Genomic DNA, 15,512 nt, shown 5'->3' with positions numbered 1-15,512 from the left:
GTGGAGATCTTGCGCCGGTCGCGGTGGGTCTGCTGCCGTTGGTAACGCAATGGTCAAATCCCCTGCTCTGCACGCTAGTTTGGCGGACTCGTCGCGTCGTGCCGTGGGTGGGGGCGGTGGTGCGTTCCCGTCTGCTGTGCCTTCGCGGTGTGAAATCCATGTGCGGAACATCGGGACGTAGGGATCCACACAAGTGTCGGACGAGTTCTACATCGGCCACTCGGCGTTGGAAAAGCTGAGCGGCGCCTTCTCGCGTGAAGCGGACCTCCTGGGCGAGGAGTTGGCGAAGTTCAAACCGAAGACGGACAGCGAGGCCATCCATGACGGGTTCGGGTTTCTGACCGAGTCCGAGGAAATCACCTCCGCCTACATCGAGTTGGCGGAGCAGATGACCAAGGCGATCGAGGGGCTGCAGCAGCACGCCTACGACATCGCCGACAACCTCGACAAGAACTCCCGTAACACTGTCGGCGCCGATCGGGCGATCGAGGAGCAGTTCAAGGGAGGCGGCCAGTGAGCGACGAGTCGGTTGCCGAGAAGGTCTACGAGGCCGGCCTCGAACTGGTCAACCCCGGTGGCGAGCCTGAGGTGTTGCGCGAGGCCGCGAAGGCCTGGGGCAACATGGGCGATGCCCTGGACCGGTTCGTCGTGCACATGGACAAGGCCGTACGAGAGGCGACCGGCAGCCAGTGGTATGGGCCTGCCGCCGACGCCTTTCTGCTGCACTGGCACGAGGTCAAGAAGTCGGTCGAGGATGCTCAGCCCTCGTTCGACGAGGCCCAGAAGGGGCTGAACCAGGCAGCCGACAAGATCGAGGAGATCAACGACGAGATCCACCAGATCTATCTGGAGATCGGCGTCACGATCGGCGTCTCCGTCGCCACCTCATTCATCACACTCGGGTTCTCCGCTGCTGCGGGCGCCGCCAACGCTGCGCGGCTCGCGGGGCAGGCCACGGCGGCTGCGGCCCGGCTCGGCCGCCTTCTGGCCACGATCGCCAAGTGGTTCCAGAAGCTGCGGAGTTACAGCGGTTCCAGCAAGATCCTGAAGTTCGCCTCGCACTACGGCGCCCCGTTCGCTGGGCGTACGGCCATTGAGTTCGGCAACGGCGTCGCCACCAGCATGCTCAGCGGCAAGGGGCCCGAGTGGGAGAACAACCTCGTCGGCGGTGTCGCCGGAGCGGGTATGGGCAAGGTCGCTGACCTCGCTCTCGGCGGGCGGCTCGGCGGAGGCATCGGGGAGTCGATCGGCATCGGCGCCGCGGGTGGTGCCTCCGGCAGCCTCCTGGGCGATGCGGCCAACGCGTCTGGTCCGTGGGCCGACAGCGACGACAAGTTCGACTGGTCGCAGGCGCTGATCGGGGCCGCGGCCGGCGGTGCGGGCGGCGGCGTCGGCGGCGGTGTCACCCACGGGCCCAGCGGTGGCGCGGACGGGGCGCCCGGAGACGGCGGTTCCGGCGGGTCGGGCGGCGACGGAGGCTCTGGGGGTTCCGGCGGGTCGTCCGGTGAAGGCGGGTCTGGTGGGTCGTCTGGTGGGTCGGGTGGCGAAGGCGGGTCCGGTGGGTCCGGCGGTACGGGTTCGGGTGACGGCTCCGGTTCCACCGGTGGTTCAGGGGGCGGTGGAGGCACCTCCTCGGGCGGCGGAAGCGGCGACAGCGGCTCCGGTGGCACGGGTTCGAGCGGTTCGAGTGGCTCGGGCGAATCCGCTGGCTCAGGCGGCACCGGAGGCGACAACAGCGGTGACGGCTCCTCCGGTTCCGACGGCGGCAGCGGTGAAGGCAGCGGTGAAGGCAGTGGGGACAGCACCCCCGACCAGCTCACCGACGAACAGCGCGAGACCGTCCGCGACGAGACGACGGGCAGCCGCATCGGCCAGGAGTTCGGCGTCGCCGGCAACCACATGAAGGAAGCCGACGACAAAGAGGACGACCTGGCAGAGGGGCAGCAGAAGACCGCTGACAAACTGCGGGAGCACAGCAAGAACACGAGCCTGGTGGATGATTTCGGGTGAACGGATCCCAGTCCATGTCGAACCTCGAGTCGGCGTCGAACCCCAAGCAGGCGGCCGCCGTGCGGCAGGGGGCGCCGCTCGGCTGGTCGGCCGTGGTCGCCCTCGTCGTGCTGCTCAGCTCCTGGTTCTTCCTGCAGACCTCGCAGCTGCGGGACATTCTCGTCCTGGCGGCGGCGCTCGTCGTGGCCTGCTGCGTCGCGTACGGGCTCTTCGTACGCCGTGCGGCAGGCGAACCGGAACGGCCGGACGTGCACCGGGGGCTGATCCGGGCGGCCTCCGTGCCCGCCGAGCGCGGCGGGGCGCTGCCCGGCGGGCTCGCAGGGCTCGGCCGGGTGCGCAGGCGTGAGGTGCTGTCGACCTTCGCCGGGATTCTGGTGTCGGTCGCGCCGCTCGCGCTCGGCGTCGGCAGCCCGGTGTTCGAGGGGAAGGCCGCCGACCTGGTGGAGGCCGGGTACGTGGTGCGCGAACTGCGAGTGGAGTCCGTGCGCAACGTCGTCGAGGACGAGCACAAGACCGGCAGTACGTTCTTCTGCACCTCGACGGTCACTCTGCCTTCGGCCGACGGGAACGGTCCCGGCACGCGGGCCGAGTTCCGCTCGGAGTGGGTTGACGAATGCGGAGCGGGCCAGCGCGCGTTCGTCGCATACGCCCCCGAGCAGCCGGAGCTCGGTGCCATCGGCGACAACGAACGCGCGCTTGTGGAGCGCGAGTTGGACGGCCGCGTGCTCGACAAGGAGTGGACCGGCATCCTCGCCTCGATTGTGCTCGGCCTGGTCATCTTCACGCTGGTGAGTGTCACCGTCACGACGCGGCGCGACGAGCAGCACCCGCGCGAACTGCAAGGCGACGAGTCCGTGCTCCGTACCCGGATCGCCGGGGCGGCCAAGGGAGCGAACAGCCCCTGGACGCTGACGCTCGCGTCCGACGCGGGGCAGATCGCGTTCCACGCGCACACGTCCGCCGTCGGCCTGGCGCGGTCAGCGGACGGGGCGGCGGGGCACCTGATCTGGCACCCCGACCGCAACCACACCGGCGGCAAAAAGGGCCCGAACCGTGTCGGCGCCGTCTTCGTCAGCGACGACGGCTGGTACGTGCACGGCGCGCTCGCCCCGGAGACGGCGCAGCGTGTGGGTGGCGCGGCCACCGCGGCTGCCGGGGTCCCGGTCGACCGCTCGTACACGGCACGGCCGTTGGACCTGGACGCGGGCTGGCTGCTCAGCCTGCCCCGGCTCGTGGCGCTCGCCATGGGCGTCTGGGCCGTACTGCTCGTCCTCCTCGCCGTGCCGATGGCCCTGCCGGGCCGGTTGATCTTCGGCATCGTGGGGTCGGTCGGGCTGCTTGTGTTCGGCACCGTGATCGGCATGAAGCGCGCGGACGCGGACGAGGCGGCTCTGCGGGCTCGGGCCAACTGAGCCGGCGGGGCCGACGGGGCAGGCGGGGTGCTTGGCGCGGTTCCGCCCCAGCCATGCACACGGCCCCGCCGCCCCAGCCATGCACACGGCCCCGCGTACCGGGCTTCTCGGGGGCGCCCCGGACGGGCCGGCGTCGGAGGCCTCCCCGCGGGGTGCCGTGGCAGCGGCGGGAGTTGAGCCGTACCCCGAGCCGGGCTGCTCGACCTCGTCGCCCTGGTCACGGGTCGGCGCCCGTTCTCCGACGCGGTGACGGATCGGGGCTGCGGGCGCGGAGTTCGGGGCGGCCAGGATCCCGAAGCTCGGCACGGCCCCCAGCACACCCGCGGCGGAGGCGCTGCGGGACGAGTCGGCGGGCCGCATACCGCCTCGGCCGCGGACCGTACGCCGGGACAGGGCCGGGACATCTCGCCGTGCGCGGTACGTGCACCGGGGTGCGGAACGCCGAGTCGCTCACCGTCTAGCCTGTGGCCGGAAGCCGCCGCCCCGTGCGGTTCCTGACGCCTTTCGACGCGCGCGCTGTCCTGGACGAGGTCCAGGGCCGGGCTCAAGGGCCGGGCGGTGTGGCCGAGTTGGGGACGGTGGATCGTCGGCGCCGGGGGCGCTGATGAACGGGCTGAACGGGAAGGGCTCCACGCACCTCCACGGACAGGGAATGGCCTCAGGCTCAGGCGAACAGGCTCGCCAGCCAGCACAGCCCCGCCCCCACCAGGCCGACCGCCAGGAACCCGATCACCGTCCGGCGCAGCGGGCTCCGGCCGGCCCGCTCCCAGGCGCTCTCGTACGTGATCTCGCTGCGGCCGAACGGCGCGTACCCGGTGGCCGTGCAGAAGACACCGAGGCCGATGAGGACGAGCCCGCCGAGCGTGCCCGAGAACCAGCGCAGGGCGCGCCCGGCGTCCGTGGCGACGTAGTCGCGGTCCTCGCCGAGGTGGGTGAGGGAGAGCGCGGGGCCGCCCTGCTGGACGTCCAGGAGCGCACCTTCCGGGTAGCCGCGGCGGGTGTCGACGTACGCCTGGGAGTCCCGGGGGCCGTTCCCCGCGGCCGGTGCGAACGTGCCGTGGCAGCGGACGTTGTCGGTGCCGCGGCGGCTGCGCCGGGACGCGTTGTGCAGGAACTTGGACTCGCACGACGTCACCTTCAACGTCCCCGCCGTACCGGCCAAGCCCGCCGCGTACACGCCCTCGTACGTCGAGTAACCGCTCAACAGCAGTCCGAGGATCAGGAAGACCGCGCCGCCGAGGCGGCCGAGTGCGTGCGTCACAGTGCTGCCACCTTTCCGTACCGACTGCCTATCACACGGGCGTACGCGAGATACTGCACGGGACGAGAGTGAGGAGCAGCGACATGGCCAGGCACGGCGACAACTCCCCGAACCCGCGCAACCCGCAAGGTCCTTCCGCCGACGAGCGGGGAGTGTGGGACGAAGCGCTCGAACCGGAGCAGCAGAGCTCCCTGAACGCCTCGCTCCGCCAGGTCAGGGACCTGCCCGGCGCGAGCCCCGAGCTCAAGGACATGGCGAAGAAGCTGCTTTCCGGGCAGGTATCGATCCGCGACATCGTGGACGATCCGTCGGGCGCCCGGGTCTTCGGCGGCGGAGACTTCGCGAAGCTGCGCGGCCAGTGGGAGTCCGCGTCGGACGAGGAGCGAGACCGGCTACGGAACGACGAGGGGGCCGGGGACTCCGGCGCGGGCTCCGACTCCCGCCCCGGCGAGGGCCGGCCCAGCCGCACCGAGGACGAGCGCCCCAAGAAGGGGCAGGGGGGCCGCCACAGCGGGGGGTTCTCGCTGTACTGAGCCCTACGTACAAGCTGTTACGTACTGAGCTGCACTGGGCCTCGGGTCACCGGTTCGTTCCGGCGGCCCGAGGCCCTGGTCGTGTCGTACGCAGCTATGCGCGCTCGTCCGTGCGGCCCGCGTCGTCACGCGTCGAGCGCACGGACCCGAAGTGCCCTGGCCCCGTGCTCCGTTGCGACCAGCAGGAAGCCGTCGGGGGAGAGGTCCGCGCCCGTGAACGGCTCCCCGGAGGGCAGGGACGCGACGACGCTGTTGTGCTCCCGGCTCCAGATGCGCACCTGGTCCTTGGCGCGGCTCAGGAACAGCGGGGACAGGGCTCGGTCGGCCTCGGAGTGCGGCACGAGATGCTCGGGGCCGGCGCCCGGTACGGCTGTCGCATGCGTCAGGTCGTACACGAGGAGCGCGTCCCCGGCGTCGCCCGATGCCGCGCCCAGGGGGCGTGCGCCCGGGGTCTCCGCCGGGACGGTGAGCGCCGCGACGGGCACGGGCGGAGCGTCGCGCTGCACCAGTCCCGCCAGGCGTACGTCGCTGATCCCGGACAGCCGGATGTTCCACAGCGTCTGCCAGGGCAGCGGAATGCCGAGGCGGTGCACGGCCGCGGCGTAGTCCATGAGCCCGTCCTCGACGAACGCGCTCTCCAGGAGCGCGGCACGGGCCCGCGCGCCCGCACGGGTGCGGGTGAGCAGCGGCACCGTGCGCAGATACGTGCGCGCCGGCTCGCCCAGTTGCTCCGGCGGCACCGCCTCCACGGCGGCGCGCAGCCCCGTCGGCGCGGCGTGCACGAACAGGCCCGGGTCCGTGAGGAGTTGAGGCAGCAGCCCCGCCTCCAGCGTGTGGCCCGCGATGTGGTCGCGTACGTACGGATCGGCCTGGCCCCAGTCCTGCCCTGGCACGGCTTCGAGCAGGGCCATGGCGACCTGCGACTGCACGGCGCGCACACTGCGCAGACCGCCCCGGACGGCATCGGCGACGGCGGGGTGCGCGAGCTGCACGAGGGTGCGGGTCGGGGTGTCGCCGGCGCCGTACTCCTGCCGGGACTGGACGAACGGGCCGATGAGCGCCGGAGCGGCCGCGATGGCCGCGCTCATGTCCTGCCCGGCGACGACGCCGACGAGCCGGGCCCACAGGTCCACCGGCATGCCGTCGCCCTCGGCGAGCGCGAGCGGGGCGAGGAGGTGGCGCAGCGTCTGCGGGTCCGCACCCTGGCGGTACGCATGGGAGTCGAGGGCCTCGTCGACGCTTGTGGGCAGCGCCGCTTCGCCGACGGTTCCGGAGGCGGCGGCCGCTAGCCCGGCGACCGCGAGTTCCACGACCAGGGGACTGCCGCCGGCGCGGCGGGCGACGGCGGCGGCAAGCTCGGGCCGGGCGGCGCCGGACTGCGCGAGGAGGGCCTCGGCCTGACGGGCGGTGCCCTGCGGGTCGGCCCACTGCGGCTCGTCGAGGTCGATGACCTGCACGGCGCCCGGGGGCAGCTGGGCGTTGAGTTCGGCGGCGAGCTCGGCGGCCGCGTGTTTCGGCACGTCGGCGAGCAGGCGCACCTGCTCGACGGCGGCGAGCGGACGCAGTGCCTCCCGTACGACCCGGTCGGGTTCGTGGGCGGTGCGGACCGGGCCGGCGCGGTCCACGTCCGGCACGACCACGGTGAACGGGCCCGGCCGGGCGGCGAGTTCGGCGTACACCCCGTCGGTCGTGCCGGCGCCGAGGCCGTAGTGCTCGGCGATCAGCCAGGTGAGCTGGGCCGCGGTCAGGCCGGCCGCGCCGGGGACCGCGGGTGCCGGCAGGTCCGGCGGCACCGTCGACGGGTCGAGGTCAGCGAGGGCGATGCGCCCCCGGAACTCCGGATCGCACAGCATCAGGAAACCCGTCAGCAGATGCGAACGGCCGCTGCCGGGGCTGCCGGTGAGCAGAACGACACGGGCAGCGTCGGGCCGCCCCGACCGCCAGGAGGCGAGGGCGCGCAGCACGGCGGCCCGTCCCCCGATGTAGGGGTGCGGTGCGTGCTCGGCCCGGCTGGGGCCGGCAAGGGTGGCGACACCGGTCATGGTCTTCGTCCCGTCGACTCGTCGATGCGAAGCGGCCCGCATTCTCCGCGCGTGTTCTCGGCGCGTGCTTCCCGTGCGTGTTCTCCGTGCGCGTTCTCCGTGCACGTTTTCGCGCGCGGGAGGGTCAGGAATTGCGTTCGCGCTCGCGGGCGCGGTTCTTCTTGTAGAGCGCGATCGCCTGCTCGGTCGGGAAGTTGGGAATGCCGTACGACTTACCCGTCTCCTTCGACACCACGATCTTGCCGCCGCCGGGCTCCGCCGGTCGCGGCGGTCCGTCCACGGGCTCTTCCACGGGAGGCAGAACGGGGTAGATGAGGAAACCCTCGTCGAATTCGTGCACGCCGAGTTCGGCGGGCGAACCGTCGGCCAGCTTCGGCTCGGCATAACGGCTGTGGAAGATGGCGAGCGCCTCCTCGGGGGTGGTGGGAGGGGTTTGCGGGTTCTGGTTCGGGTCCGGGGTTGTGGAGGTCATGGGAATTTCACTTTCCGGGGCGGTCGGTCGGGCCGGCAGTTGGGGTGCCTGGACCCGGTTGCTCAGGTGGGGAATTCGTTGACCCAGTCGCCGTCGAGGAGGGCGGAGGGGAGGTATTCGGACTCGACGGTGATGGTGAATCCGGCGTCCTTGGCGAGGCAGGCCATGGCTAGCGGGCCCAGGGCGATCCAGCCTTCAGAGTCCAGGGACCGTTCCTCATAGCTGCTCCAGAATTCCTTGTGCCATTCGAGGGCCTTGGCGAGTTCGACGTTGAAGGTGTCTTCGTCGCGTTTGGCGATCTGGGCCAAGAGGTTCATGGGCGGATAGTTGATCTTGAGGACGTTCTCGCGGGGTGCGTGGCGCAGGCGTGCGGGGTCGGTGTTCTCGACGGCGGTCACGAGCTTGTCGCCGAAGTCTGCCTGGTCGAGGCGGTACGCCTGGAGGGCCTCGACCCAGTCGTACATGTACTGGTCGTAGTCGCCTTCGGCCTGGCGGAGCAGGCTGACGGGGACCTGGGAGAGCTGCCACATGCGTTTGGGCTCGCGGCAGATCGCAGCGAGGTAGAACGCGGTGACCCAGTGGCCGGCGTAGGCGCGAGGGCCCGCGCCGTACCGGAGGTTCCGGACTTCGTGATCGATGAGGTACTCGAAGGAGCCCGCTTCGCCCTGGGCGGAGACGAAGAGCGCAGAGCTGACCTGCAGGGCGGCGACGGTGGCTTCCCAGGCGGCCAGGTCGCTGCCGTCCGGGCTCATCCCGCAGTGCGCGCCCATCCGGCTGACTCCGGACAGCACCTCGTTCGAGAACGACAAGGGCTCTCGTTCCAGAGCGCTGATTCCCTTCTTGAAGCGCTCGTCCTTGATCTCCAGCAGGATTGCCAAGTTCCGCGTCGGGAACTCATGACGTGGAATTGTTGTCACGCTGCTTCTCCTCGGCCTTGCGAATGTCGAACTCGCTCATCTCGTACCCGTCGTGCGTCGCGCCGTCCGGCTTTCCCTTGACGAGCATGTAACGGATCTTTGCTGCGCCTTCCACGCCGTCCAGGGAATCACGCAGTCGTTGCGCCAGCGCCAACTCATCCCTGGCCGCCCGCACTTCGTCGGCGTTCTTCGCCTTCAACAGGTTGGCGTCTCCGCGTACCTGCATCTCGTGCACGATCGTCTCAAAGTACGCGCGCGTACCCTGCTTGACCCTCGGGATGCTGGAACGCGGCTCGTCCTGCGAGGCCGAGTCGTCATTGCCGTTTTCGTCGTTGTTCGCGCCGTCGGGCTGCTGTTGGTCGGCTCCCGGGGTGTTGGACTGGTCGGAGCTCCGGTCCGGGTCGGGCAGTCCACGGCGCTCACCGAGACCCGCCTCGGTGGACCCCTTGGCTTCTACGACGACGAGCTCGGGGGGAGGCCCGGGATTTTCCCAGATCTGGTCGAAGCGGTTGTTGCCTCGTGCCCTGTTGTCGACACGGGTGGCGTCGGGGAAGTTGTCCGGCATGGCGTGGAATTCGGCGACGGTGTCGCCGTACTCCTCGCTCCTCTCCCCCCTCGCGGCATGCAGCGGGCTGTGCTTCGCGTCCGCCTCTTCGAACCTTTTCTGGTTCTCGGGTGTCGGGTTCTTGTCGCGCGCCTTCTTGGCGGCGTCTCGTTCGTCGTGGGGGACCTTGTCAGCGATGATGGCTTTCCGGCGGTCCTCGGCGGCCTTCTCCAGGCGCTGCTGCTGGTCGTCGGTAAGTTTCGTCTTGTCCCGCTGGTTCGGCTTCCAGTCGGTGTACGACTCCTGCTCGGGTTCTGGGACGTCGCTCGCCAGCATCCAGCGGTTCGGTGGATCAGCCGGATGCAGTTGGGGTGCGGGGAAGCCGTCGTCGCACAGCTTCTTGACGCGGATGCGGTAGCCGTTCTCCTTGTAGAAGTCGCTGAACCATTTCTTGTGCTCGGGCTTATTTGAATTCGCCCACGCAAGCTTCTGTAGGTCGCCTGCCCGTTGCCTTGCCCGCTCGTTCGGATCGTCGCTCGTGCCCGAGGGCTCGGCGGGGCCGGTCGGTCGCTCCGGTGCCGGGGGCGGGGGCGGAGTCGTGTTGTTGGCCGGGCTGATGTCTCCGTACAGCGGCTTCTTGTTCTGGACCGCGTCCTCGATGTGGCGGGTGGCGTCCGCGGTCCTGCCCTGCGGGAGGCTCTCGCGGGTCGGGACGGTCGAGTCGGTGTTGAGCTGGGCCGGCTCGGTGTCGGCGGCGTCGTCCGGGGACTTGTCCGGGGTGCCGGCGTCGGGGTCCAGCTGCGTGTCGGGTTCGGTGTGGGGCTGCGCGTCGTCCCGAGGGGGCGTGCGGTCGTCCGGCCGGTTCGGGTCCTGGGGGTTCGGGTCCTTGCTCGGGCCCTTGGTCTCCGGGCGGGTGTCGTCGTCCCTGCGGGGATCAGTCGTGCGGGGGTCCTGTGTACGCGGGTCCTGTGTACGCGGGTCTTGTGTGCGGGGGTCGCTCGGGCTCGGGTCGCCGGTGCGTGGGTCCGTGGCCGTCTGCTGGTGCGGGATGGAGGGGGTGGCCCGCGGGTCGGAGTCCGGCCTGGAGTCGGGCTTGGACTCCTGGGCGGTGTCCCGGTCCGGAGCGGTCTTGTCGTTCGGCGTCGTCCGGTCCGGGTTCGACGACTGGTCGGGGGTGGTTCCGTCCGGCTTCGTCGGGACCGCGGCCGTGGTGTCGTCGTCCGGCTTGTTCGTGGGCGGGGTGGTGGCCGGGTCGGAAGCCGGATCCGTATTCGGGGTAGCGTTCGACGGCGTCGAGTCGCCGTTGTCCGTGGGGTCCGTGGGGTCCGTGGGGTCCGGCGCGGCCGGGTCGGACTGCTGGCTCTGGTCCGGCTGTTGGGCCTGATCGGGCTGCTGGGTGGGGGTGTGCTGGGTCTGGGTGTTCTGCTGCGCCTGCGAGTTCTGCTCGGTCTGCGTATGGGTGTTGTTCTGTTGGCTGTTCTGCTGAGTGTCGTTCCCGGAGTCGTTGTTCGTGGCGTCCGGCTTCGCGGGGTGCAGCGGGTTGCCGTCCGGGTCCAGCGGGATGTGCCAGGCGTGGGTCGCGTTCGGGATGTGGATCGGGTCGTGGCTGACCTCGCCGGTCTGGGTGTCGACCCAGACGATCTTCCCGTTGTGGTTCACCGCGTTGAACGCGTGGCCGCCGCCGCCCGGCCAGGCGACCTGCACGATCGAGGCGGATCCGGGGCCCGCCTGCAGGAGTTCGTGCTCGATCCGCCGAGGCGTGTCGGGGTCGCTTGCGGGGCCGGCGTACGTGTGCGGGGCGCCGGACCAGCGGATCTGGTTGTCGTTGGCGTTGTCCTCGGGACTCAGCAGGTCGATCTTGCCGTCGGGGCCCGGGTCGAGGGTGCGTGGCGCGGAGACCTGGGGGTTGCCGTACCAGGTCTCGAGGAACGAGCGTGAGCAGTCGGCACAGTTGTTGCCGCGACCGGGGACCTCGTTGCCGCCGTCGTTCTGGAGCTGGGACCAGCCCTTGAAGGGGTCCGGGTGGCGCTGCGGCGTACCGTCCTCGTTCCGCGGGACGGCGTCCTCCAGAGCTTGCTGGTCGGCCGGGTCTACCGGGCGGAGACCGCCTGGCGCGTGGTCGAGGTCGTCGCGGATGGAGTGCAGGCTGTTCGGGTCGGGCTCGGGCTTCTTGCCCTCGTCGTCCTTGGCCGGGTCGTTCTGCGCGTTCTCGTCGTCCGACTTGTCCTTCGCCTCGTCGGCGGGGTCGGAGGGGTCCGCCTTGTCCGGGGCGTTGTCGGGGGAGTCGGGGTCGTTCGACTGGGCCGGCATCCCTGGGGACTTGGGCGTGGGCGAGGTGTCGTTCGGGGTGGTGTTGCCCGCGGGGTTGCTTGGGCCGGCGGGGGAGGGAGGTGTGCTCGGGGCGGCCGGCTGCGGCGGTCGGGTGGGTGTGGGGGTGGACGCTTGCTGCTGGCTGTTGCTGGGCTGCTGACCTGGCCGGTCGTTGGAGTTCGGCCGGTCATTGCTGTTGGGCGTACTGGGCGTACTGGGCGTGCTGGGCGTGCTCGGTGTCGTCGGCGTGCGGGGGCCGGGCGGTGCGGTGGTGGGGCCGGGCGTGCTCGTCGCGGTGGGGGTGCTCGTCGGGGTGGACATGCCGGGCGTGTTGGACGAGTTGGACGGCGGCGGTGACTGCTGCGTGCCGGGGGTGGAGGCGCCGGGCGTGTGACTCGGCGTCGTGGTCGGACCGCTCGCGGTGGGGGTCGTCGCGGAGTTGGTGGTGGTTCCCGGCGTGCTGGAGTTCGGCGTACTGGAACCAGGGTTGCTGGAGTTCGGCGTGCTGGTACCGGGGGTGTTGGACCCGGGCGTGCTCGAACTCGGCGTGCTGGTACCGGGGTTGCCGGACGACGGCGTGCTCGAACTCGGCGTGCTGGAGCCTGGCGTACTCGACGAGGGCGTACTCGACGAGGGTGAGGTCGACGAAGGCGTGCTCGACGAGGGCGAGGTCGACGAAGGCGTGCTCGTGGCCGGTGAGCTCTGCTGCGGCACGGACGGGGTCGAGGGTGTCGAGGGACGGCCGCCCGGGGTGCCGGAGTTCGAGCTGTCGTTCGGTGTCGTACGCGGAGTGGAGGCGGGGCCCGAGGACGTAGGGCTCGGCGAGGAGGCCGGGCCGCCGGCGGACGGGGTGGACGTGCCCGGCGTCGTGGACGGAGTGCTCTGTGGCGGGGCGGACGAGGAGGTGTTCGGGCTCGTCGGCGCGCCGGCGCCGCCCGAGGGCGAGGTGCCGCCGGAACTCGTACTCGTACGGGCCCCCGCGTTACCGCCCGTCGAGGGAGGCGTCGGCGAGCTGGGCATGGCGCCGCCGCTACTGCTACCGCCACCGTCACCGCGCGGCGCGGAGGTCGAGGGCTCCGAAGTCGTGGGCGAGGGAGCCGAGTTGGTGGCGGTCGGTGCGGACGCCGCGAGGCCGTCGACCTGTGTGCCGATGGAGCCCCCGCTGCTCGTGGACGGCGAGCTGCTGGAGGGGGAGGGGCTGGGCGCGGACGTCGGGTTGGGCGAGGAGATGCCGCCCGGGTTGGAGTTGCCGCCGCTCGGCGTCGAACCTCCGGAGTTGCCGCCGCTGTCGGAGGTGCTCGGCGACGGCGAGGGGCTGGGCGACGGGCTGTTGTTCGGCGCCGGATCGTCGAAGTCGCTGAGGCCGGGGCTGTCGCTGCGCGTGGGGGCGGTGTACTGGCTCGGGCCGGAGTCGGAGCTCGGGCTGTTGCCGACGTTCGGGGTGGAGCTGTTGGAGCTGTTGGAGTTGCTTGAGTTGCTGGAATTCGAGTTCGACGACGAGTCGGAGGAGTTCGCGGTCGAATTCGAGTTGGAGTTTGAGTTGTTCCCGGAGCCTGAGTCGCTTCCAGAACCCGAGTTGTTCCCTGAGCCCGAGTCGCTCCCCGTACCGGAATTGTTCCCCGTACCCGAATCGCCGCCGGACGGCGAGGAGTTGTTGCCGAGGGGGCCGTTGCTCGCGTAGTTGTCGGCCCCGCTGCGCGCAGATCCGCCGGCTTTGCTGCCGACGCTGTCGCGGACGCTTTCGAGGAAGGTCTGGGGGGTTTGTTTGATGGCTTCCCAGCCGCCTTCGGCGCCGGCTTTGACGGTGGCGGAGACGTCGATGCCGGACTGGGCGCCGAAGCCGATGTTGACGGATTGGCGGGTGAGGTCGGTGATCATCGCTTCGAGTGCGGAGACCGCCGGTTCTTTCATGCACTCGATGATGGCTTCGACGAGGGCGTCTTTGAGGGTGTCGAGGATTTGTCGGACGGTGACGCGGGTGATGGCGGTGGCGGCCATGCTGGCGGCGTTGGAGAGTCCGAAGGTGACGACGGATGCTGCGGCGGCGGCGATGATCTGTACGGCGAGGGCGATGAGTTGGACGATGACGGCGATTTTGCAGGTGATGACGAGCATGGCTGCGCCGCGGAGGCAGAAGCCGATGATGGTTGCTGCTTGGGCTGCGTCCTGGAGGTAGCCGTCGCCGCCGTTGTCGAATTTGTCGTAGTTCTTTTTGAATTTGTCGATGGCGTCGCCGGCGTTGTTGGCCATGACGGTGGAGGCGCTGGTGGTGGCGTTGGCGCGGAGGTCGGTGACGTCCTGTGCGAACTTCTCCCAGACTTCCGCGCATTGGACGAGTTTGTCCTCGTCGGCGGTGGGCCAGGTGAAGCCGAGCATCTCGAGGACCCACTCGAGCTCGTCCGGCAACATCATCGACACTGCAACACACCCCCGAATCGCGACGATCACCGTCCACCGCGAAGCCCCCGTCGTCACCAAGGGCCGGTCCAAGCCAGCGGCAGGCAAACCCTACCGAGCGCGCCCTGGGCGCGGCAGGCCGTGTGTGTCACAGGACTGCTTCAAGGGGGTGCCAGGGGAAGGGTCGGACAGCCAGTGCCCCAACTCGCCCATGGTTGCCTCGCGTTCGGCGCGCGAGCCGCCCGCTCACCCGGCAGAACCCGACGCTCCCCCCGGCACCCTTGAGGGGGCCTCAGAACAACCCGTGCCACATCTGCTCGACGATCAGCGACCACCACGTCTCGGCGTTCGCCTGCGCCGTCGCGTCGATCGCCGCGAGCTGCTGCTGCAACTCGGCGACCGCCGCCCCCGCCTCGTACGGGTTCATCCCCACCATCCGCTGCCGGGTCTCGGCGAGCAGGGCGAGTGAACGAACGTACGCGGACAGGGAGATGCTGACGTAGCGCGCGTCCGCCGTGACGGGATCGATGGCCCAGATCGCACCCAGGCCGTTGGGCTCGGTCGAGCCGGGCAGGACCTGGACGGCGATGACGGCGACACCGTCGAACCCGATCCGGAACAGGTGCCCGAGGACGGCGAGCTTCTCCTCGCCCGCGGGGCTGCGACGCTCGCGCAGGTTCGTCGGTACATCGGTGAACAGGCCGCCCGCAGACGGTACTTCGGGGTTGTCCGCGGTGAAGAACAGCGGCAGGTCCGCGGGCAGCCCGGCCTCCGCGAGCGTGGCCTTCGTGACGTCCGGCAGACGGCTCGCGGCGACCGCCTCGGGCGCGTAACGACGTACGCCGTCGTGCCCGAAGACGGCGACCAGGTGCTCGCCGAGTGCCTCGTCGGAGAGCGGGACGGCCGGCGTCACCTGTGTCGGGACGGGGAGGCGGTGAGGGCGGGGCGGGGGCTGCCGGCCGGCCATGCGGTGGGTCTGCTCGACCTGGTCGACCAGGGCGGCGATGCCTTCGGCGCGGGCCTCGGGGCGGGAGCCGTAGCTCTGGCTGCAGGACAGGCGGGCGTTGCGGAACGAGTGCAGCAGCTCGGCCGTGTATCCACCCGGGAGCAGGCTCGGGTGCAGGTCCGTGTGGATCGAGGTGACGCTCTCCGCGGGGACGCCGAGCCGGCGCAGCTCGGCCGCGGCCTGGTGCTCCGCGGGTGGCAGCCCCGGGGCGGACTTGCGGAAGAGCATCGTCTCGTCGCTGCCGTCCGGGGCCGTGTACGTGAAGACGGCCGTGTTGCCGGGGCCGGCGCAGGGGCGTGCCTCGTCCGCGGAGGCCTCGCCGTGCTTCTGCCGGTACATCCGCACGACCTCGTCGACCGGCACAGAAGGCCAGACGGTGAGCTCGCACGTACCGCGGTCCACGACCCCGCAGGCGTCGCCCAGCTCAGACGGGGGACGGCGCTCCCCGGACTCGGGGTCGCGCTCCAGGGGAGCGGGCGCGGCCCACACCACCCAGCCGAGGTCGAACTCATGCATCTTGACCTCGCGGCGCGGAGCGTCCGAGCCGGCAGGGTTCAGCCAACTGTCGGCAAGGGCAAGTGCCTGCTCCGTGCTGGTCACGGGGGCTC

Annotated in this window: 12 protein-coding genes and 1 pseudogene; 6 read left to right on the top strand and 7 right to left on the bottom strand. The window is 70.7% G+C overall.

Translation table 11 applies throughout. From position 1 onward, the window contains the following. Positions 1 to 193: 193 nt before the first annotated feature. The 3 genes from QIS96_RS25710 to QIS96_RS25700 are packed head-to-tail and all read left to right on the top strand — an operon-like array spanning position 194 to position 3,422. The gene (locus QIS96_RS25710; protein WP_282545115.1) at positions 194 to 517 is read left to right on the top strand and encodes a hypothetical protein; all 324 of its coding nucleotides are present in this window, start codon (positions 194 to 196) and stop codon (positions 515 to 517) included. After that, complete coding sequence (locus QIS96_RS25705) at positions 514 to 2,010, top strand: WXG100 family type VII secretion target (RefSeq protein ID WP_282545114.1); 1,497 nt, start codon at positions 514 to 516, stop codon at positions 2,008 to 2,010. Before QIS96_RS25710 ends, QIS96_RS25705 begins: the two co-directional genes overlap by 4 nt. Before the next feature lie 14 nt (positions 2,011 to 2,024). Next, entirely contained in the window at positions 2,025 to 3,422 is a 1,398-nt protein-coding gene (locus QIS96_RS25700; RefSeq protein WP_282545113.1) for a hypothetical protein, read from the top strand. Positions 3,423 to 4,086: 664 nt separating this feature from the next. On the opposite strand, the gene QIS96_RS25695 is transcribed toward QIS96_RS25700, so the two are convergent. Next, positions 4,087 to 4,683, bottom strand: coding sequence for a hypothetical protein (locus QIS96_RS25695; protein ID WP_282545112.1), 597 nt, complete (start codon positions 4,681 to 4,683; stop codon positions 4,087 to 4,089). 83 nt (positions 4,684 to 4,766) lie between these two features. On the opposite strand from QIS96_RS25695, the gene QIS96_RS25690 reads away from it, so the two are divergent. Continuing rightward, positions 4,767 to 5,216 (top strand): hypothetical protein, encoded by a 450-nt coding sequence (locus tag QIS96_RS25690; protein ID WP_282545111.1) that lies wholly within the window; start codon positions 4,767 to 4,769, stop codon positions 5,214 to 5,216. 125 nt (positions 5,217 to 5,341) lie between these two features. On the opposite strand, the gene QIS96_RS25685 is transcribed toward QIS96_RS25690, so the two are convergent. From QIS96_RS25685 to QIS96_RS25670, 4 genes are all read right to left on the bottom strand, one after another. Further along, entirely contained in the window at positions 5,342 to 7,258 is a 1,917-nt protein-coding gene (locus QIS96_RS25685; protein WP_282545110.1) for an ATP-binding protein, read from the bottom strand. Positions 7,259 to 7,382: 124 nt separating this feature from the next. Next, a complete protein-coding gene (locus QIS96_RS25680) occupies positions 7,383 to 7,730 on the bottom strand; it encodes a hypothetical protein (RefSeq protein ID WP_282545109.1) in 348 nt (115 codons plus the stop codon). Between the two features lie 62 nt (positions 7,731 to 7,792). Then, positions 7,793 to 8,608 (bottom strand): immunity 49 family protein, encoded by an 816-nt coding sequence (locus QIS96_RS25675; RefSeq protein WP_282545108.1) that lies wholly within the window; start codon positions 8,606 to 8,608, stop codon positions 7,793 to 7,795. A gap of 16 nt (positions 8,609 to 8,624) precedes the next feature. Continuing rightward, positions 8,625 to 11,501 (bottom strand): toxin glutamine deamidase domain-containing protein, encoded by a 2,877-nt coding sequence (locus QIS96_RS25670; protein ID WP_282545107.1) that lies wholly within the window; start codon positions 11,499 to 11,501, stop codon positions 8,625 to 8,627. 190 nt (positions 11,502 to 11,691) lie between these two features. Between QIS96_RS25670 and QIS96_RS25665 the strand changes: the two genes are divergently transcribed. Together QIS96_RS25665 and QIS96_RS25660 are read left to right on the top strand one after the other, a co-directional pair. Further along, positions 11,692 to 11,895, top strand: a complete 204-nt coding sequence (locus tag QIS96_RS25665; RefSeq protein WP_282545106.1) for a hypothetical protein — start codon at positions 11,692 to 11,694, stop codon at positions 11,893 to 11,895. Positions 11,896 to 11,904: 9 nt separating this feature from the next. Next, positions 11,905 to 13,182, top strand: a complete 1,278-nt coding sequence (locus QIS96_RS25660) for a hypothetical protein (RefSeq protein ID WP_282545105.1) — start codon at positions 11,905 to 11,907, stop codon at positions 13,180 to 13,182. A gap of 350 nt (positions 13,183 to 13,532) precedes the next feature. Here QIS96_RS25660 and QIS96_RS37990 read toward each other — a convergent pair. Both QIS96_RS37990 and QIS96_RS25650 read right to left on the bottom strand, forming a co-directional pair. Beyond that, positions 13,533 to 13,877, bottom strand: a pseudogene (locus QIS96_RS37990) (WXG100-like domain-containing protein); the annotation flags it as partial. A 313-nt stretch (positions 13,878 to 14,190) separates the two neighbouring features. Further along, positions 14,191 to 15,504: an SUKH-4 family immunity protein gene (locus QIS96_RS25650; RefSeq protein ID WP_282545103.1), complete on the bottom strand. Its 1,314-nt coding sequence runs from the start codon at positions 15,502 to 15,504 to the stop codon at positions 14,191 to 14,193. Between the last annotated feature and the right edge of the window lie 8 nt (positions 15,505 to 15,512).

Source organism: Streptomyces cavernicola, from assembly GCF_029968035.1.
Lineage (GTDB): Bacteria > Actinomycetota > Actinomycetes > Streptomycetales > Streptomycetaceae > Streptomyces > Streptomyces cavernicola.
The sequence above is the reverse complement of the archived record's forward strand: the minus strand, read 5'-3'. Positions and strand labels throughout refer to the sequence as shown.

Excerpts from the sequence above, each read along its gene's own strand:
- QIS96_RS25690 (WP_282545111.1), top strand. The coding sequence starts at position 4,767 with ATGGCCAGGCACGGCGACAACTCCCCGAACCCGCGCAACCCGCAAGGT.
- QIS96_RS25670 (WP_282545107.1), bottom strand. The coding sequence starts at position 11,501 with ATGCCGGCCCAGTCGAACGACCCCGACTCCCCCGACAACGCCCCGGAC.
- QIS96_RS25700 (WP_282545113.1), top strand. The coding sequence starts at position 2,025 with ATGTCGAACCTCGAGTCGGCGTCGAACCCCAAGCAGGCGGCCGCCGTG.
- QIS96_RS25680 (WP_282545109.1), bottom strand. The coding sequence starts at position 7,730 with ATGACCTCCACAACCCCGGACCCGAACCAGAACCCGCAAACCCCTCCC.
- QIS96_RS25685 (WP_282545110.1), bottom strand. The coding sequence starts at position 7,258 with ATGACCGGTGTCGCCACCCTTGCCGGCCCCAGCCGGGCCGAGCACGCA.